Raw genomic sequence first — 18,615 nt, forward strand, 5'->3', positions numbered from 1 at the left:
GCAACCCGGCACTCCCGTAGAAGCGCGAAGCTCACGCCATACCATCAGGTTGGCGGGAGTAGTTCATTCAATCTTATAAATCTGTATATATCCTCCCCAAGTTGACTGATAGAGAAGCTTTACCCCAGCAAGAGGATTCTTTAGGGAAGAAGTTAAGGGAAGAAGTCTGCCAAGAAGAGTTTCTTGGGCTCTTTTGTCTGCCCTCCAGGCTAATATGGCCTGGGTAGGTAATTGTTGAAGAAAAAAACTAGCGGACTGTTTTTCGTTTACCCATTTCATAACTGTGGGGATAGATCCATGAATATCTGATCCAGAAAGAGGGAAAATCCTCATCTCAAAACCCATTTCATAGGGTGTTTTACCAAAAGCCAGGGCTAAATTTGAAATGTCTTCGGCACTTACACAGACAAACAAAGCACGGTTCTTAGGTAAAGCTTGCTTGAGCATTTCCAGCCCTTCAGATGCAGTAGAGTTGTAAGCTTTAGCTAAAATAGCCAATTTTCCAGTTTCTAGGGGAGCACCAAAGATCTCTTCAAAAAGAAAATTAACCTTTTGGGGTATAACCGTTGAATCATAGTTTTCAATCCATACTTCTTGGCCAGTAAAAAGTTTTAATCGCTGGGAGATATCCCACCAACCAATAAAAAGAGAGTTGGGGGGAGCATGATTGCTGACTACTCGTGCTAGATCTTCCCATAATCGACACAATATATCATCTGTTTCAGTACCTATGGGTTTAGGAGGATATATCCTAGCTAAAGATTCTTTCTTTTTTTCGTCCAAATAATGAGCAATCCAAAAATCTCCATTTTTGCTAAAGGTATAATGGAAATATTTCAGAATGGGGAAAAAGGTAGGAACTGAAAAATATTTACCCTCTTTTGTTTCGACAGTAAAGGGCGGGGAGGAATTTCTCTTGGCTACAAATAAACTCTGAACAACCAATAATATTCCCCCAATGAGAAGGACCAGGCCCAAGATAATTTTGAGATTAAGTTTGCTCAAAAATTTTTTTATTTCTGCAATATTCAATAGATCATTGCAATAAAAGAGAAAGACTTATTTTTTCTTTTTGCCCATCATGATCGAAAGAAAAGCTGAACTTAACAGGAATGCTCCAAGACCCGATCCCGCAATACCTACAAAAAGTTTTATTTTTCTAGCAAACGGGGATGGCGAATCTTTTTTGTCAGAAAGCGGCTTACTTTTTGCCCATCCTCTCAGCCGGGTATTTTCATCCATTATTTCAGTATATCGTTCAAGCAATACTCCCCATCCCGCCGAATAGGTAAATCCACCTGGATTTTCATGCATTACCCCTTTGTAATGTTGTATCATATCATGCTCCCACATATTGGCATAAACTCTTTCGACATGACTGGGATTGTTGTCCTTAGCCCAAAAAAGCTGGGAAAACGCACCAGGAGAATCTTTTTCGGGGGGAGGGGGAGCAGGTCTATTCGTTTTTTGCCCTACAAGAAGCCCATCCTTATAAAGGGCTTCAACCACTTTTTTAGCTTCTTCTTGGACCTTTAATCCGTCAAAGATGGCTTGATCGGCGGTGTCTAACCAATCTGAGGCAAAACGAGCAGAGTGACAAGCAGAACAAGTAGTTATCCAATCCTCTTTTCTCTGTTGATACCAAGGATGTTTTTCTTTGATTCCCTGAGCTATTTCAGGGGTAGGATTAAATGCCCAACGGACTTTTCTTACAAGATTATGGCTATACTCCCCATGATACTCAAAATGACAACTTGCACAGGTCGGAGCCGTATAGGCACCTTTTGTCATGGCCTCTTTTAAAGGCAGCTCAAAGTTCCAATTTTTGCCTTGAACCTGAAAAATTGTTCCATGTTTAGAAAGCATGTAGTTTTCAAATTCATTGTGATCCACTCCATTATGACAGGTTGAACAAGATAAGGGGTTGCGGGCTTCGGCAGCCGAAAAGCTATGCCTAGTATGACAACCATCACAGCGATTCTGCTGGTAATGGCACATATCACAACCTTGAGCAACAGCACGTTCAGGCATAGCTGCCCAAGCTGCAAGATTGACATTTGCTTCCCAATCTACTGCATGAGAAGGATGTCCTTGCGGCCATTCATTGTTTGGCCATTTCTGTTTTCTCTCAGCCTCAGATTCAGCAAACTGCTTAACATGACAACTTCCACAGGTGACCCTATCAGGCATATGGAGATCTACATCATGCCGGATTTTCTGTGCTCCAATTGCTCCATGGCAATCGATACAGGAGACTTCCTTAAGGTGTTCATTTATCTTGAGAACTCCAGCATCACGGAGTTGTTTTTCTACCGCTTCGAGTTCTTTCTTTTTATATGCTTTGGGATCTTGATCAGAAAGTTGTCTGATAGAGCTGATTTGTCCATGGGTACTTTTTTCCCAAGCATGGAATACTCCTGGAGTCACTGATTTATGACAAGTTATACAATCCGTTCGGCTGACTTCTCCTTTAATTGTTTGAGGAGGATGATAAAAAGTCTTTGGATTCCAATACCTTTCCACGGGAATGGGTTCCCAATATTGGGCATAAATGCCTTTAGCTGGATGGGATTGATCATATCCTTTTATCAGGGAATTCAGATCCTCTTCAGGCACATTGGCCAACTTAACAGACAGTTCCTTAGGCCTTGAAGTCCAGACAGCATAAGCTGTCATGGATTTTTTCCTATGCATTTTGACATCCTCTGAACTCACATAAAGATTATTTGAAGAACGCTTTTCTTGAGCACCCCACCTGTTGATCACGTAATTGAGCACATCAGCAATCTGCTGGTCATTAAAAACATTGGCCCATCCAGGCATTGATCCATTGTATCTTTGATCACCGACTTGAATGGGTCCTTCAACGCCAAAAAGAACAACATCAATGAGATAATCTTTAGCCTTTTTTGAGCCCATGATTTCAGGGATATGCCCTGCAAGGGGAGGGAAAACACCCGTTAAACCAGCCCCCGTTTGCTGATGACAGCCCGCACAGCTACGGCTAAATACTTCCTTGCCGCTACCGCCGTTTTGTTCCTCCTTGTCTTTGGATAACAAAGGGGCTGTATTTAAAGCTAACTTTGAGGAACTGTTCTGTAACCACTCAGCCAAGAGAACTTTTTGGTTGTTTTCAATTTGCTGGCCAACGGCAATCCCCTTTTCAAGGGTATAAAACGAAAGAGAGCCAACAAAGAATGAATATAAAACCCGTTGGAAAGCCATTTTTGGTAGCCGTTTTTTCTCTACCTTATTAAGCAAGTCAGTAAAATATTCAAATGATTTTAAATTATTTTTTCTAATCCCTAAAAAAGGTCCTCATTTTTGGTTTGCCAACCTTCTTCTCCTTCAATGAGTTCACCTTTGAAAGCCCTGGACTGCCATTTTTGACCATATTCCTTTTCGACCTGGGAAATTTCTTTGCCATTTTTTTTGGCCTCAAGGTTATAAAGGATTTGCCTGTCTCGATTTTCTCCATCGACAATTTTATGAACATAATCCCTGTATTCTTCATCTTCTGGGGATTTCAGAATGTGTAGGTAACCATCTTTGCCTTCCCCAATGATTCGGCTGTTTTTAAGACTCTGCACTTGCCCCATTCTCATTCTTCTTCTTTCTTGAATAGAACCGTAAGAATAATAAGGTTGTTGCATCGGTGGACTTTTTACATCTACTGAAACGTTAACATCGTAGAGAACGGGTTTTTGGGGAACCATATGCACCGATCGACAACTTGAGGTTATCAGGACTTGAACTAAAGCCAAACTCCCAAAAAGGATTTTGACTTTAATGTTTTTAATATCTTTTGTCCCACCCATTATTATCCCTTTATCGGAAGCGATGTTTTGAAGCAAGAGGATATTCTTTTGGCTTTTTAAAAAGGGCAAATCGAAAAGAATAAAAGAGCTTGTAACATTCTTTGCCTACCAAAAGGGATAACAAGCTTCTTGCCCACTGACACAGATTAGGGGTCTAACCTAAGATCACTTACAACTCTATGGTGCTAAAGTTTCATGCTTCAGCAAGACAACCCTTGCCAGTTGGATCCAATAGCTGACCAATGCTTTGGTTACTGCACCTTCGGAATATTCATCGGATAGTGATCTTCAACGTGTTAGGAAACCTTAGCCCTCGATCATCGTTAGAGATAGCCTAAATTGCATACTTAAAAAAAGTCGCTTTCATCGTGCCTACTCGGACAATGGAAGAGAGAGTTGAGAAAAATGGAAAAAATTTTCTTTAATTTCATTTAAAGCAAATCGTACTTCTTTAAAGGCTGACGAAAGGAATGAAAAAATACCCTGCAAACTGTGCTTTTTAGCTTCGGGATAACTTGCCGCTCGAGCATAACTTCTTTTCCCAATGTCTTCGTAAAATTCAATACCCGCAGAACCATTCCAGCAACGCTCCACATTTTCTTTAAAAATTCCACAAACAAACAAGGAGTAATCGGCAATAAAATGATAGAGTCGAAAGGCTTGTAAAGGAGAAGTGGTAGATTTTTCCATTTGCACAAGCAGATCGAATATTCTCAGAAAATGTCTTCGGCTTTCAAACCGACCGAAAGCATGAAAAGATTCAGTTTTCAAAAAGCGCAAGAGCAGTCTTGATATGTATAGGTTTAACTCTTGGTTACTCAGTCCTCTTTTGCCTAAAACAAGCCTTCCTAAACATTGAAAATAGAGTTGAGGAGAAAAGGGAATAACGTTGGGCTCTTCGAGGATAAACCTTTTTACTGCTTCGAGATCGAGAAATTGCTCAATCTGTTGGGGTTCGTCTTTGAGAAGATGACTCAAAGCCATCTTTTCTTTTTGGGTTTTCCCTAGCTTTTGTGCTAAAATTTCAATATCTTTTTGGGTTATGTTTAGATTACTCTTGCTCATTTCGATAATTTATTAAGCACTTTTAATACCAGCTTCAAGGATCTATTTACAACCATGGAAGAATATTTTGATGTCGTAGACGACAAAGATAAAGTCATAGGGAAAGAAACTCGAAAAAATGTTCATTTAAAAAATCTCAAACATCGGGCTGTCCATATCCTTTTAGAAAACCAGAATAAAGAGGTTTTTCTTCAGAGAAGATCACCCTTAAAGGATATCAATCCAAGCTGTTGGGATTCTTCTTGCAGTGGACATGTCCTGTCTGGTGAGGATTATGATACGGCTGCTCAAAGAGAGTTAGTCGAAGAGTTAGGGGTAAAATTAGATAAACCTTTAATCAAACTCTTTAAATTACCTGCAGATACAAAAACAGGAAATGAATTTATATGGGTTTATTTAGGTTTTTCGAATGGACCCTTTCTTCTTAATCCAATAGAAATATCCGAAGGCTGCTTTTATTCTCACTCATGGATTGATTTGAAACTGGCTACAGAACCTCAATCTTTCTCCAACGCCTTTATTGAAATCTGGAAATTTTTTAGAAACAAAAAAGTTTCTTCTTATGATCAAGCTCATAAGTTATAAACCATCAAATACATAAAAAAGCAGCCAAGAAGAACCATGATATGCCAAAGGTTATGAAAATTAAGGGAGCGCGAAGCATTTGGCCATTTGAGCATGTAGCTTAATGCCCCCACTGTATAAACAACCCCTCCTTCCAAGGCATAAAACAAAGCAACCCTAGGAAGCTGAATTTTAGGCAAAAAGAATATGCCTACCCAACCCATACTTATATAGAGACTGGTATAGATAAAACGAGAGGGGTAAGAAAAAAATATTTTAAAAAAGATCCCTGCAGCTGCGATTGTCCATATAAGGATCAAAAGAAAACTTCTCCATTCTTTATTTGCTGCTTCTACAATGACCGGAGTATAGGTTGCAGCAATCAAAACAAAAATTGAACAATGATCTAACCTTCTTAAAAAAGACAAGGTCTTAGATGAACAGTTCAAGGAATGGTATAGGCTGCTTGCTAAAAACATAAGGAAAAGACCCAATCCGTAGATTAAAATATCAAGAGGTATGGTGCCCTTATTTGCTTTTTTTAAAATTAGAAAAAGCATGCCTATAATGGATAAAACAGCTCCAAAAACGTGAGTATAGGCATTAAAAGGTTCTCTAATTTTATTCATGATTTTTCAAAGTTTTCACTTCCCAGCTCACCCCTCTTTTTTTCTTCCCTTTTTATATTCTAGAATGTCAAAAAAAGAAATATCATTCTTAAGATAAAGAAAGCTCCTCTATTAAGGGATGAAGAGGAATATTTTTTATTTAAGCAAAGAAGATTCTGATTTTTTAAAGGAATAACCTAAATAATCTTGCAAGGGTGCAGCATAACCGGTCAGTTCAACATAGCCTTCTCCATGAACTGGATTTTCCCCCTTTTTTCCCTTAACACTTACCGCTCCTTCCCAATAGGCAAGAAAACCGAGTTGATTTAATACCAGCTCCTGATCAGCCATTTTTGGCTTGATTTCAATTTCAATGGAGGGATCTAGAAGTTTAATTTTCCAGCCCGAAGGATAAATAGCCCCCGTATGGGGACTTTTCCAAAAAGCTGTCCGAGAGATTATAAAATCGTTAAGCGTAAGCTTTCGAGTTTCTTCTTTCCCAATCCAGGTTCCACCTGAGTTATGATCGAAATCTCCATCCTTTGTTCGGAGGCAATAAAGCATAAGTTCTTCACCAGAATCCAATTGGATTGCAAACCAATCCCATCCCACTTCATTTTTCCCTAGTGAATTTGTGGTAAACTCATGATCAAACCAAGATGTTCCTTTAACATTCCAACTTTTATTTGATATTCGAATTAAACCCTCTGTTTGGAGCCGGCTAAAGGAATAATAATAAGAAGCAGCTCCCTTTTGATCGGCTTTTCTACTTAAGCCGTTTTCACCATGTAAAACAGGGGGTTTCAGAGGTTCCAAATCGAGATCTATGGCTACGGCCTCTTCCTGGGCATAAATATGAAATCTTTTTTTTGGGCTACCAAAAGATTTAAGCTCCCATCCTCGAATCCAGCCCCCCATATCCCCAATGGTTGTACCTGCAAGTTTTAAAGCCCCACGATCGGCTTTCTCAAAAGCATAAAATTTTTTTTTGGGGATATCGCTCAAAGCAAAATGGGCAAAATAAATATCTCTCAAAGCCCACCGAGTTGTCCTTGGAGGCTGTGAACTGAAAATGCCTTGCCTAAATAATGTCCATTGAAACCCGAAAGGTTCTTGTTGAGGGCCATAGAGATTACCTGTAAAATACCACCATTCTGTCTGAAACTCGGGATGATTGCCATGATCCCGGGGAAACACCCATGACCAAGGCCGGTCAACAACTGCCCAATCTTGAAGGGCATACAACAAAAATTGCCCTTTGCCATAAAAAAGGAAAAAAAAGGAGAAAAGAAAACACAAAAAACAGCTCTTTAATCTCTTTATAAGCATCAATGGCATTTTTTATTCAACTCTTAGATTTTGCGATATGTTTGCTTTGCCTAATTGAAAGGCAGGTAAAATTGATGCTAATAAAGAAATAAAAATGACCATTAAAGGAAGCCAAAGAAGCGTTGACCAAGGGGTTGACCAATCAATGGTCCAACCAAAAAAAGATCTATTAATGACATAAGTAAGGACTACGGCTAGGGCTAAACCCGCTATCAATCCCAGTAAGGAAGAAATCAGGCCCACAAGACCAGATTCCCCTAGTACAAGAGCATAAACCACTTGCCTTGGTGCACCCACTGAACGCAAAATTGCAATTTCGCGGTTCCTCTCAGAAGAAAGAATCAATAAATTGAAAAATATACCCGCTGCGGAAATCAGCAAACTGGTAATTTTTAATAACTGAGTAATAGAAAAAGTTTGATCAAATATCCGGAATATCTCATTTCTTAACTGAGCATTAGAATAAACAATATAATCGCCTAGCAATTGGAGTTTTTGATCAAGCTCTTTTTTAATCTCCTCAGCCTGCCTGGAATCTTTCAAATAAAGGGCAAGGCTGTTGCTTCCCGTCTGGCTCCAATACTTGTTCATGGTTTGCCAATCCATTAAAACCAATCCAAATTCAGTGGTATAATCCTTAAAAATTCCAAAAATTTCAAAATCAACTCTCCCTTTATCTGTTTTAAGAGAAATAATATCTTTTTCTTTAAGTTTAAATTTTCTCGAAAGACTTTCGTTTATAAAAACGCGATTTGATCCTACCGCCTCTCTCAATAATTTTTCTGCTTTCCCTGTTCTAAACTCCAAGTTATTTCTTCCAGCCGCAACAGAAAAACAAATCGCTGATATTTTTATTGGCGAATTCCTAAATTCCGATCGAAATTCGTAATAGCGGTCAACAGCCTCAATCCTGCTATCGGATTTAATGAGTTCTTCAGCTGCAGAAGAAAGCACTTGATGAATTCCACTGGCAAGATTGGCTGCAGTCGTTACAAACAGATCAGCCCTGACGCTTTGTTTCAACCATCCATCTACCGTATAGCGAAAGCTTTTGATCATGACCGAAACACTGATGACCATAGCAAGAGCCGTAAGAAGAGCCGATATCGTCAAGGCATTGCGATGGATAGAACGGCGAAAATGAGATAGAATTAATTTGAATGTAACCTGCTTAGGTTTGATCAGTTGAACTACGATCTTACAAACAAAGGGAGAAACAAACGAAAAAGCCAAGAGCAAAAACAGAGCTGCTCCAAAACTCAAGACCGGCAACCCTCCCATAAGACTTAAAAAGGACAAAATTAGGGCAAGGAGTATAAAACCGATTACACAGAGAAACCAAAAAGGACCAAACCGATGGACTTTATCTTCAAGGGTTGCAGGGCTAAAAGCTTGGACGGGAACAATTTTGGATGCCTCTATCGAAGGGAAAAAAGAAGCTACTCCACTTGCAGCCATTCCGACAATAAAAGCCAAAGCTAAATGATAAGGGGATATAAAAATCTTTTCTATACTCGATAGCAGATAAAGTGAAGTCAGACTTGAGGAAACCCATCCAACTAGTTTAGAAGCAACGACATAACCAACGGGTATACCCAAAACTATTCCTATGATACTTACAATCAAAGATTCTCCAAGACAAGCTGCAATGATCGATTTAGATCCTAAGCCAAGACAACGCAGCAGGGCAATTTCTGATCTTCTCCTTACGACTCCCACAAGCACCGTATTGTAAATTATGAACATCCCTACAAAGAGAGATATCAAAGAGAGAGCTGTTAAGTTGAGCTGGAAAGATCCAAGCATTTTTTCTATCTTCATATTCCTTTTTTCAGGAGTCTGGACAATAACTGTGGGAGGCAATTTTTCTTGAAGAGATCGAATAAACTCCATCCGATCTTTTTTCTTACTTACCAAACAGCTAATTCTTGATAATTGACCAACCTTATGAAACAGCTCTTGGGCATTGCTGATATCCATGACCGCCATATGCTCATCAGAACCTATGGCTCCTGATTCAAGTTCCAAAAAAGAATGTACTTTTAACTCCACAATCCCTTCAGGAGTGCGTAGTTTTAACCGATCGCCCCTTTTTATTCCCAGCCGCTGTGCAAGCTTTTTATTGAGTCCTACAGCCTGAGGGTCTTTCAAAAAATCGATGATGTCTTCTTTGTTGTTAACCGTGGATGAAAGTTCAAAACTTCTTACAGGACGATTGGTTAGAAAATCCACTCCTACTATGTCTAGATATTCACCGGGATGATTCTCTAACATGCATACTTGCTCTAGAATTGGCGTAGCAACAAGGACATCAGGATCGCTCACTACTTTTGATAATATCTGCTCATCAAAAGGGGCACTCTCAGCAGCTATCTCCAAATTAGCTTTCCCTCCAACGAGATCTATTGAAGCTCGAAATGATTCCAAAGCGGAATGATTAATGAGCTGGATGGCAATGAAGTTGGCAATGCCTAAAGCAATACAAAATATATTCAGAATCAAAAGAAAGGGATGTTGAGAAAAATACCGAAAACTATGATTAAAAAAAATTTTGTAAAGGCCAAACCCTTTCATCCTGGTCATAACTGCTTTGATTAGAGTTTCTTTTCAACAGAAAAGACAGCCATCTTTCATGTTTAATATTCTGTCCGTTGATTTAGCCACTTCAAGACTATGGGTAACCATCAAAAGAGTTAAATGATATTCTAAAACGAGCTTTTGGATCAAAGAAAGCACTCTTTGGCTTGTCTCTGAATCGAGGTTGCCTGTAGGTTCATCGGCTAATATAATCTTTGGCTTCATAATCAGCGCCCTTGCCAAAGCCACTCTTTGCATTTCACCTCCAGAAAGCTGATGAGGATAATGGCATAATCGATGAGAAAGTCCCACTTCTTCAAGTAATGCTTTTGCTCTTTGGGAAGCTTCGGAGTCGGCAACCCCTTGCAAAAGCGCTGGGAGCATCACATTCTCTATTGCAGAGAGAGTAGGAAGCAGATTAAAAAATTGAAATACAATGCCAATAATGCTGCCTCTTAAGCGGGCTAATTTCCCCTCATTTAAAGAATGAAAAGGATGCCCATCTACATATATTTCTCCTTCGGATGGACTATCTATTCCCGCAATCAGATGAAGTAAGGTACTTTTCCCACAACCACTGGGTCCAACCAAGGCAACAGATTGTCCAGGATATACTTCCAGATTTACCTTTCTCAAAGCAGCAGTTTGAACTTCTCCATTGTTATAATATTTAGTTACGTTTCGAATCGTTATAATAGGGTTATTCATTAATCAGGTTTATTTGTTCCATCATGTAATAATTTTTTTTCAATCCTTTCTAAGACAGCTTCCATTCTTTCTAGATGAGGAGACTTCAAAATTATAACATGGAACTTCCAGTATCGGGCAGACAGCCCACATAAGATAATACCAACAGAAAGCAGAAAGAAAGAAGCGACAGGGAAAACTAGATTATACAAGATAAAGCCTCCGACTGATAGGCATAAAATGGTTCCCAATAAAATAAAAAAGAAAAGAAAAGCCTTGAGCAAAGAAAACCGAACAAATAATCGAGGGGCTAAAATAGCGAGCAAAAAAAGAAAGGCAAACGCCGCCCCTTTGGGTATTCTTCTTAGAAAATCACCCTGAACTATTTGTCTTGTAGCTTCTAACCTAATCTCTACGGGACTCATTTTCCCTATATCTGTATCTAGCCAATTGGTAAACGCTGGATCAGTAAGACCAAGCCATACCTGCTTGCCATGAATCAACTGAAGATCAAAAGCGGGTTTTATTCCTCTAGCCAATTGATCTGCATAGAGTAAAAAATCATCATATTTGATATGGATTACTCCGGAGCGGGAATGCTTAAACCTAAGTTGCATTCTTCCTTCAGCATCCAGGGGTATTCTTCTTAAAATTTGACCACTATCATTGCGCAACAGGAAAGCTTTATTTAAACGGGCTTCGGATTTTTTTATCGAAGCATCCATTTTGGCTGTTGCTGCAACCAAAGAAAGAGAAGGGACAAAGTTTTCGTTAAGTTGAAAAAAAAGAGGAACTGATCTTAACCCTCGATTTGTTCCCACTCCCAGATTGTTAATCCCGACTGGGTTACCTTCCGTCAAATCTGTTGAAGGCCAAAAAGCTGATCCATACTTAGGTAAAAAGCGTGGATCGCCTCTAACAAGAAATTTTTCAAAAAGAATCTGCTGGTGAGCTAAGGTTTCCGTCTTAAGCGCTGCACCTGCAAAACAAACACGATTGAGCCTGTTTATGAGAGAGCGGAATGTTTCATCGAAACTATCTAATCGTGGACCCCTTTCTGTAAAAAGAATGTCCATGACTACACTCTGAGGAGTAAGAGGAATTAAGCTTCTTAGAAAAAGAGAATATTCTAGCCTAGGCCACGGCCAAGGTCTGTCGACTGGAATTCTATCTATTTCAATTAATACAAATTGGTTTGCTTTTTGAGGCGTAGGCAGTAATTCCTCCAAACGTATTATTTTCTCTTCAACAGCATTTAACAAACCCACCCAAAAGAAAACACCAACTGCTGATCCCCATAAAAACCCTAGGATCGAGGCAAGAAGTAGCCTTTTTTTAGTTTCTATAGGAAAGTTATTTATAACAGCCATTTAAACAGAAACCATTTTGAGAAAATAAAAACACTTTCAATGAGCTTGAGAGCACATTGAATTGTTTCTTTCCTTTTTTAAAAAAGAAAAAACTACAGACTTCTTTCTAATTTGGATAATCTAAAGAAAAATGTCTAGAAAATATGTGTTAGCCCTATTTTTCTTCAAGACCCCCTTTTTTGATTTTCCTATATCCCTTTCTTTTAGCCATAACTCGTCGAGCCTCTTGTTTCCATCCTTTCATTTTTTCTTTTAATACAAGGAGTTCTTTTTTCTTTTCTTTAATTTTTGCATTCACCCAGATTTTTATCTTTTGGATATATTTTGCATCAATCTGCAACTGTGAAAATCCCCAAGCAGGATCGCCTAAACAACTCTCCAACTCTTTGGTTTTTTTTTGTAACGTTTTACTCAAAATGACGATTCTTTTCTGCAAAAGAGAAATAGGAAGATTATCCAATTGTTTTTCTTCAAGATAATACAGTGATTCCAGCAAGTCTAAATCTTTAGCCTTATACGCCAGTTGGGCAGCATACCATCTCTCCATCTTTTCGGCTGAGACTTTATTGTTAATATCCGGATGAAGAAGCCGGGCAATAGCTCTATAAGTCGCTTTGAGTTTGTTTTCCTGCAAAGGTTTTTTCCCCCTATTCTTATAGGTATCGATCCTTTTTTCATTTTGAAGAACGTCATCGAAAGAAGAATCTATTTTTTCTTCCGGACTCCAAACCGTTTTTTTCTTTTTTCTTTTCTGTAGAAGAAAATGGCAAGAAATGGCTAATCCTCGGTTATGTAAAAGGCTGTCAATTTCTATTTCAAAAATAAGTTGCTTGATTTCGGCTATAGCGGATTCAACTCTCTTTAGTTCTGCTGTTTCCTTGGGAAAGGTTGATTCAACCCATATAATATATTTTGGCTTTTCATAAGCTAAAAAATTTTGCAGTTTCTTTTGCACCTCTTCTAGTTTTTGCTGTAGATCCATATAATGAGTTTCCCAATTTTGCCTGATTTTTTTATTATCGACACAAACCAGGGGAAAAGAGGATTCAATAGATTTGCAAGAAGCAGAAACTGCTGATTTACGGAGAGAGCGTAGTAATGGCTTTTTCCCTTTCATCAACGGAGGTTTGTAAAACAACCTCCGAGTCAAAGAGGTTATGATTTTTTTATTAAAAAATCAAACAATTATAACGGAGATACCTTGAACCCAAAGAAAAGTTTAGCTTTAACTTTTTTCTTCTTAAAAACCCGATTATTTTTAATCCAGATTATTCCCTTTTGCTCAAAAGACAAATGAACGCTCTTTTTTTCCTATCCTCTGGACTGGTCTTTTCTTTTGAAAAAGCAACCTTGGCTACTAAACTTATTCTATTTTTCCTTTTGGGCGTTTCTTCTATAAGCTGGACAGTGCTTTTAATAAAACTCAAACAGATTCAGTCAGCCAAGAAACAGAGCAGAAAGTTCTTACGTAAACTTAAAGCTTCAACTAAATGGTTAGCGCTATTTTTAAGTAGGGAAGCCTTTCCCGGTTCACCCCATCATGCTGTTTATGTGACTGGCTGCAAGGAATTAATGAATATATATCCTGGAACAAAACCGATAGCCGAAGGATATCCTGAAAAAGCTCTCCTGAAAATCAAAATCTCAGAAAAATCATTAAAATTAATCCAATCAGCCATAGAGAGAGAAATAGGAAACCAGATACTCCTTCTTGAAGATCAAATGATTCTGCTTGCTACGGCGGCAAGCGGAGCCCCATTTATAGGGTTGTTGGGAACCGTATGGGGAGTAATGGATGCTTTTGGAGATCTTGCTCTTTCTGGAAAAGCGACCCTAGCAACGATGGCTCCAGGTGTTTCTGGTTCTCTTCTTTCAACGGTCATGGGGCTTATAGTTGCTATTCCTGCTCTTTTTGGATATAACTTTATCGTAGCAACCCTCAAGGAATTAACGATTGATTTGGAAAATTTTGGAACTGAAGTGCTCAGTGAAATAGAAAAGAGATTCGTGATGGCAGAATCTGACTAATGAGCGAATCAAGCGACGATGAAAAAATTTTCGGATAGATGGCGTTACTCTGGGTTTTCAGAACTAAACGTTACACCGATGCTTGATTTCGCTTTTACTTTGTTAATTATTTTTCTTATTACCACTCCTCTTTTGGAACAGAATCTGGATATCGCTCTTCCTTCCCTTGAATCAAAAAAAGCAACCTCTAGCCCTAATCCTTTCGTGATCCAGATTAATAAAACGGGTAAAATTTTTTTCAATGACAGGCTTGTAGATAAAAAACAACTCGAAAGCATTCTTTCTGAAGGAATAAAAAAAGATCCGAATTTAACCGTATCCCTCAAAATGGATAAGGATTTAAAATATGAAGAATTTTTACCTTTTATGGAATTTCTTGAGGAGCTGGGAATAAAAAGAATAGGACTTGTTCATGTCCCCAATGAAAAATAAGAAAGTCCAAGTTTTCTCTTTTCTTCTCTTTGCGAATCGGTTTTTCTCTGACTGCTGCCCTATTAACCATGGATTTCATGGATAAAATTGTTTTATGTCTTTGATGCCTACACAACAAAACAGAGAATTAAAAGGTAGAAATCTTTTTTGGAAAGTCTTTTTAATTGTTTTTAGCCTCCATTTCATCCTCATTTTAGCCTTTTTTATGATCTCTGCTTTAAAAAAAACAAGAAAACCCAAAATTTCCTCTTTCAATATCGTTTCCACTCCTTTGAATGATTCATCTCATTCTTCAAGCAAAACTCCTCTCGCAGAACAACCCAAGAAGGAAGCTGCTTCAAGAAGTTCTTCTTTATCTCCCATGGAAAATATCCAATCTCATCCATCGACCCAAAAGAGTCTTGCTCAAAAAACTTCACAAAAGTCAGTCTCGGTCTCTAAAAAAGAATTCAAAAACAATCAGGTCAAAGCTCAACAGAAGCATACCGTAATTCCTAATCTGACAGAAGTGAGTCGAAAAATTCCTCCTGAAGCCAAATCCCATTCTTCCGAAGAAAAAGACGCTCATGATCAAAACAGCGCCGACTCCCCTGAACACTACTATGCCCTTATCCGTGAAAAGCTGTATTCTGTTTGGGACCAACCAGTAGACTTATTAGGCCTAGGACTTTACTCTGTTGTAGAGATAACCATTGATGATATGGGAGCAATTGTTAAATACAGGCTTCTCCAAAGTTCTGGAAACGAAAAATTTGACCAAAGTACGTTGCTTGCCGTAGAAAGGCTTGAAAGTATTGGACAACGTAGACCTTGGGATATTCCCAAAGTCATTACTGTAAAATTTCAAATGGAAAAATGACCCATTTAAAGGTCCTGTTTTGGAAATTAAAAGAATATAATATTTTCAAAAAAAATGATAGCTGTTTTATTTTTCGTTTCTTGTCTTCTTTTTCTACCTAGCATTTGTCTTTATGGTCAAGTCGAAGTGACCGGTGGAAAAGTAAGAGTTTTTTTAGGCCATTTCCAAGGTAAAGACGCTGAAAGTTGCCGTAAAATCATTTCAAAAGACCTACTTCAAACCCTTCTTATTGATGTCAGTTCAGAAGAAAGCGAACGTTACGAGATCAACGCTCATCTTACCGATAAAGTTCTTGAAGGCAGTCTGCTCGATAAAGTCAAAAAAACCGAACTCATTCACAAAAGCTTTTCTGGAGGAGATTTGCGCCAGTCTTCACACCTTTTTTCAGATGCCATTTTAGAGACCTTAACGGGTATAAAAGGTTTTTCAAGCTGTAAAATTGCTTTCATATCTTCCGAAACGGGTTTTAAAGAGCTTTACATTATGGATATGGATGGAGCGGGTCTAGCCCGACTAACGGCTGACAAGACCATTAGTGCCCATCCTCGATGGAGCCACGATCGTTCGATGATTGCCTATACCTCCTATAAAAGTGGATACCCCGACGTTTACATCATCAAACTGGCTAAGCATTCTAGAATCCGATTTTCCTTTTTCCCTGGAGTTAATTCCGGTGCTTGCTTTTCTCCCGACGACAAAAGCTTAGCTCTTACCTTGAGCAAAGACGGAAACCCTGAAATTTATATCATGGATTTAGAGGGAGGAACTCCCCGACAACTGACACAAAATAGAGCGACCAATACTTCTCCTTGTTGGTCTCCAGACGGCAAGCAGATCGTCTATACTTCAGATGAAAGAGGTAGCATTCAACTCTTTGTTATTCCTGCTGAAGGAGGTCATCCCAAAAGATTAATTACGGGCAATACTTATAGTTCTGAGCCTGATTGGTCAGCCGATGGCCAAAAAATAGCTTTTAGTGCAAGAATAGGGGGGCAATTTCAAGTCGGCGTATACAACTTGAGCACCAATCAAGCCTCTATTCTTACCACTCAAGGAGGAGAAGACCCTTCTTGGACCCCCAACTCCAGGCACTTGGTTTATGCTTCAGAAGGTTCTCTTTATTTAATGGATACGGTGAGCAGGCAAACCACTAAACTTAACTGTGAACTTAAAAATTGCAGTCAGCCTTCCGTTTCTCCTTAACCTAAAAAACTATCTTTTCCCTTTACAATTTTAGCTGCTTAGAAATAAAAATCTTAAAAACTTTAAATGGATCATCCTTAATCCTTTTTATCTCGTAGTCAACTATGAAAAAGAAAAGCCACCCGTTGAAGTTAAATGCCCTGCGCATTCTTCTTTTTTTTTCCTTCACCTTTATTGTCATCAGTAGCCTTGGTTGCGCCAAACATCCCAAAGGCAAAGAAAAACCAGCACCTGAAGAGGAAACTTTAGAAAGCTCTCCATTACCGAGCAGAGGAGAATTTAATCCTGATTTTGATGTCGATTATTCGCCTTTAAAAGAAGAGATTATTTATTTTGCCTTTGACAGCGCCGCTATTCCAGGAAGTGAACGAGGAAAAATTGAAAAGATAGCCGACTGGATGAACCAACATCCTCAAACATCCATACTCCTCGCTGGCCATTGTGATGAGAGAGGGACCGAAGAATACAACCGGGGGCTTGGAGAAAGAAGAGCAATTGCTGTAAGAGAATATCTTGTAGGACTAGGTATTTCACCTGAAAAAATCCATACGATTTCATATGGGAAAGATCGTCCTATAGCCATAGGACATACAGAGGCCGATTATGCAAGAAATCGAAGAGTCGAAACCGGGGTAATTCGCAAATAAGCTTGTTTAATTGAAAAGAATTTTACTTACCCTCACTTCTGAATTCTATTTCGATTAATGCAAGAATTATTCGAGTGGTATCCTAACAATACCGAACAGCTTATCAGTCCCACTGCACCTCTTGCAACAAAAATGCGGCCAACAACCCTTGAAGAGTTGGTTGGCCAGGATGATATTCTGTTACCCGGAAAGCCCCTAAGAAGGCTCATTGATGCAGATAGAATACAGTCTTTAATTTTCTACGGCCCTCCCGGAACAGGAAAAACAACATTGGCTGAAATTATCGCCAAAAAAACAAAGAGTTTTTTTGAAAGATTAAACGCTGTAGAAGCAGGGGTATCAGAGATAAGAAAGGTTCTTAGCCAAGCTACCCTGCGATGGAAAAAAGAAAAAAGATATACACTTTTGTTTATTGATGAAATTCATCGGTTCAACAAATCTCAGCAAGATGTTCTGCTTCCTGAATTAGAAACAGGAATCATAAAATTCATAGGGGCAACAACCCATAATCCTTGTTTTTACTTGACCGCCCCCCTTTTGTCTCGATCCCATCTCTTTGAATTTAAACCTCTATCAAAAACATCCTTAGAAAGCTTGCTCTTTCGCGCTTTGAGTGACAAAGAAAGAGGGCTTGGAAACTATGAAGTGAGTATTGACCCAGAAGCAAAAGAGCTTTTGTTGAATGTATCTGAAGGAGATGCTCGACGGCTTCTGAATTATTTGGAGATAGCTGTTCTTTCTTCTCTTCAAGAGAACAAGCAGGCCTCGATTACCATTAGAGTTGAAACAATCCAAAATCTGCTCCAGAAAAAAATTCCCCGCTACGATCGCGCTGAAGACGAACATTACGACACCATTTCAGCTTTTATTAAATCTGTACGAGGCAGTGATCCCGACTCGGCTCTTTATTGGCTAGCCAAGATGATTTCTGCCGGTGAGGACCCAAGGTTCATTGCTCGCAGACTCGTCATCCTCTCAACTGAAGACATCGGCCTGGCTAATCCAGAGGGACTAGCTGTTGCTGTAGCTGCCTTTGATGCGATAGAAAAAATAGGGATGCCAGAAGGAAGAATTCCACTTGCTTTTGCTACCCTATACTTGGCTTTATCCCCCAAGAGCAATTCGGCCTATCAAGCCATTGAAAAAGCTATGGAATGGATAAACAACAAAGAAAGAGTCGAAGTTCCCCAAGCATTAAAAGACAGTCATTATTCGGGAGCAAAAAAACTGGGCAAGGGAGTAGGTTATCTTTACAGTCATAATTTTAAAGAGGCCGTAAGCCCCCAACTCTATGGAATAGAGCCAGGAACTTTTTATTCCCCTACAGATCATGGAAAAGAAAAGGAATTCAAAGAAAGACTACAATATATTAAACAATTAAGAATAAAACAACAAACCAACTCCCAATCTTCGCAATCATGACGGCCG

At 38.9% G+C, this 18,615-nt stretch carries 17 protein-coding genes; 7 read left to right on the top strand and 10 right to left on the bottom strand.

Annotation, left to right across the window (positions count from 1 at the left end):
* Positions 1–63: 63 nt before the first annotated feature.
* From haoB to IT6_RS06290, 4 genes are all read right to left on the bottom strand, one after another.
* Positions 64–1,005 carry a hydroxylamine oxidation protein HaoB gene (haoB, locus tag IT6_RS06275; protein WP_242524124.1) on the bottom strand — a complete coding sequence of 314 codons (942 nt, stop codon included), beginning with the start codon at positions 1,003–1,005 and terminating at the stop codon, positions 64–66.
* 54 nt (positions 1,006–1,059) lie between these two features.
* Positions 1,060–3,225 carry a multiheme c-type cytochrome gene (locus IT6_RS06280; RefSeq protein WP_206825626.1) on the bottom strand — a complete coding sequence of 722 codons (2,166 nt, stop codon included), beginning with the start codon at positions 3,223–3,225 and terminating at the stop codon, positions 1,060–1,062.
* Positions 3,226–3,305: 80 nt separating this feature from the next.
* Complete coding sequence (locus IT6_RS06285; protein WP_242524125.1) at positions 3,306–3,854, bottom strand: YdbL family protein; 549 nt, start codon at positions 3,852–3,854, stop codon at positions 3,306–3,308.
* A 336-nt stretch (positions 3,855–4,190) separates the two neighbouring features.
* Complete coding sequence (locus IT6_RS06290; RefSeq protein ID WP_134439730.1) at positions 4,191–4,883, bottom strand: hypothetical protein; 693 nt, start codon at positions 4,881–4,883, stop codon at positions 4,191–4,193.
* A gap of 54 nt (positions 4,884–4,937) precedes the next feature.
* On the opposite strand from IT6_RS06290, the gene IT6_RS06295 reads away from it, so the two are divergent.
* Entirely contained in the window at positions 4,938–5,468 is a 531-nt protein-coding gene (locus tag IT6_RS06295; RefSeq protein ID WP_134439731.1) for an NUDIX hydrolase, read from the top strand.
* On the opposite strand, the gene trhA is transcribed toward IT6_RS06295, so the two are convergent.
* The 6 genes from trhA to IT6_RS06325 all read right to left on the bottom strand — a co-directional run bounded on the left by trhA (position 5,456) and on the right by IT6_RS06325 (position 13,000).
* A complete protein-coding gene (gene trhA / locus IT6_RS06300) occupies positions 5,456–6,076 on the bottom strand; it encodes a PAQR family membrane homeostasis protein TrhA (RefSeq protein ID WP_206825631.1) in 621 nt (206 codons plus the stop codon). The two genes, IT6_RS06295 and trhA, sit on opposite strands and share 13 nt — an antisense overlap.
* Positions 6,077–6,211: 135 nt before the next feature.
* Positions 6,212–7,384: a lipocalin-like domain-containing protein gene (locus IT6_RS06305; protein WP_206825632.1), complete on the bottom strand. Its 1,173-nt coding sequence runs from the start codon at positions 7,382–7,384 to the stop codon at positions 6,212–6,214.
* 12 nt (positions 7,385–7,396) lie between these two features.
* Entirely contained in the window at positions 7,397–9,967 is a 2,571-nt protein-coding gene (locus IT6_RS06310; protein ID WP_242524126.1) for an FtsX-like permease family protein, read from the bottom strand.
* 24 nt (positions 9,968–9,991) lie between these two features.
* Positions 9,992–10,669 carry an ABC transporter ATP-binding protein gene (locus IT6_RS06315; RefSeq protein WP_134439733.1) on the bottom strand — a complete coding sequence of 226 codons (678 nt, stop codon included), beginning with the start codon at positions 10,667–10,669 and terminating at the stop codon, positions 9,992–9,994.
* Positions 10,669–12,018, bottom strand: coding sequence for a CHASE2 domain-containing protein (locus IT6_RS06320; protein WP_206825633.1), 1,350 nt, complete (start codon positions 12,016–12,018; stop codon positions 10,669–10,671). The genes IT6_RS06315 and IT6_RS06320 overlap by 1 nt, the downstream gene beginning before the upstream one ends.
* A gap of 154 nt (positions 12,019–12,172) precedes the next feature.
* Positions 12,173–13,000 carry a hypothetical protein gene (locus tag IT6_RS06325; RefSeq protein ID WP_242524127.1) on the bottom strand — a complete coding sequence of 276 codons (828 nt, stop codon included), beginning with the start codon at positions 12,998–13,000 and terminating at the stop codon, positions 12,173–12,175.
* A 311-nt stretch (positions 13,001–13,311) separates the two neighbouring features.
* Between IT6_RS06325 and IT6_RS06330 the strand changes: the two genes are divergently transcribed.
* The 6 genes from IT6_RS06330 (at position 13,312) to IT6_RS06355 (ending at position 18,609) form a co-directional block, all read left to right on the top strand.
* The gene (locus tag IT6_RS06330; RefSeq protein ID WP_134439735.1) at positions 13,312–14,046 is read left to right on the top strand and encodes a MotA/TolQ/ExbB proton channel family protein; all 735 of its coding nucleotides are present in this window, start codon (positions 13,312–13,314) and stop codon (positions 14,044–14,046) included.
* An 18-nt stretch (positions 14,047–14,064) separates the two neighbouring features.
* Positions 14,065–14,478 carry an ExbD/TolR family protein gene (locus IT6_RS06335; protein WP_134439736.1) on the top strand — a complete coding sequence of 138 codons (414 nt, stop codon included), beginning with the start codon at positions 14,065–14,067 and terminating at the stop codon, positions 14,476–14,478.
* A 94-nt stretch (positions 14,479–14,572) separates the two neighbouring features.
* Positions 14,573–15,337 (top strand): TonB family protein, encoded by a 765-nt coding sequence (locus tag IT6_RS06340; RefSeq protein WP_206825635.1) that lies wholly within the window; start codon positions 14,573–14,575, stop codon positions 15,335–15,337.
* A 54-nt stretch (positions 15,338–15,391) separates the two neighbouring features.
* Entirely contained in the window at positions 15,392–16,540 is a 1,149-nt protein-coding gene (locus tag IT6_RS06345) for a PD40 domain-containing protein (RefSeq protein WP_206825637.1), read from the top strand.
* A 104-nt stretch (positions 16,541–16,644) separates the two neighbouring features.
* Positions 16,645–17,187, top strand: a complete 543-nt coding sequence (locus IT6_RS06350) for an OmpA family protein (RefSeq protein WP_206825639.1) — start codon at positions 16,645–16,647, stop codon at positions 17,185–17,187.
* Positions 17,188–17,244: 57 nt separating this feature from the next.
* Positions 17,245–18,609, top strand: a complete 1,365-nt coding sequence (locus IT6_RS06355; RefSeq protein ID WP_206825640.1) for a replication-associated recombination protein A — start codon at positions 17,245–17,247, stop codon at positions 18,607–18,609.
* The last annotated feature ends 6 nt before the right edge of the window (positions 18,610–18,615 follow it).

The sequence above is a fragment of the Methylacidiphilum caldifontis genome, assembly GCF_017310505.1.
Taxonomy (GTDB): Bacteria; Verrucomicrobiota; Verrucomicrobiia; order Methylacidiphilales; family Methylacidiphilaceae; genus Methylacidiphilum; species Methylacidiphilum caldifontis.

Coding starts and splice junctions, on each gene's coding strand:
- IT6_RS06280 (WP_206825626.1), bottom strand. CDS start 3,225: ATGGCTTTCCAACGGGTTTTATATTCATTCTTTGTTGGCTCTCTTTCG.
- IT6_RS06290 (WP_134439730.1), bottom strand. CDS start 4,883: ATGAGCAAGAGTAATCTAAACATAACCCAAAAAGATATTGAAATTTTA.
- IT6_RS06295 (WP_134439731.1), top strand. CDS start 4,938: ATGGAAGAATATTTTGATGTCGTAGACGACAAAGATAAAGTCATAGGG.
- trhA (WP_206825631.1), bottom strand. CDS start 6,076: ATGAATAAAATTAGAGAACCTTTTAATGCCTATACTCACGTTTTTGGA.
- IT6_RS06305 (WP_206825632.1), bottom strand. CDS start 7,384: ATGCTTATAAAGAGATTAAAGAGCTGTTTTTTGTGTTTTCTTTTCTCC.
- IT6_RS06310 (WP_242524126.1), bottom strand. CDS start 9,967: ATGACCAGGATGAAAGGGTTTGGCCTTTACAAAATTTTTTTTAATCAT.
- IT6_RS06315 (WP_134439733.1), bottom strand. CDS start 10,669: ATGAATAACCCTATTATAACGATTCGAAACGTAACTAAATATTATAAC.
- IT6_RS06320 (WP_206825633.1), bottom strand. CDS start 12,018: ATGGCTGTTATAAATAACTTTCCTATAGAAACTAAAAAAAGGCTACTT.
- IT6_RS06325 (WP_242524127.1), bottom strand. CDS start 13,000: ATGGATCTACAGCAAAAACTAGAAGAGGTGCAAAAGAAACTGCAAAAT.
- IT6_RS06330 (WP_134439735.1), top strand. CDS start 13,312: ATGAACGCTCTTTTTTTCCTATCCTCTGGACTGGTCTTTTCTTTTGAA.
- IT6_RS06335 (WP_134439736.1), top strand. CDS start 14,065: ATGAAAAAATTTTCGGATAGATGGCGTTACTCTGGGTTTTCAGAACTA.
- IT6_RS06340 (WP_206825635.1), top strand. CDS start 14,573: ATGTCTTTGATGCCTACACAACAAAACAGAGAATTAAAAGGTAGAAAT.
- IT6_RS06345 (WP_206825637.1), top strand. CDS start 15,392: ATGATAGCTGTTTTATTTTTCGTTTCTTGTCTTCTTTTTCTACCTAGC.
- IT6_RS06350 (WP_206825639.1), top strand. CDS start 16,645: ATGAAAAAGAAAAGCCACCCGTTGAAGTTAAATGCCCTGCGCATTCTT.
- IT6_RS06355 (WP_206825640.1), top strand. CDS start 17,245: ATGCAAGAATTATTCGAGTGGTATCCTAACAATACCGAACAGCTTATC.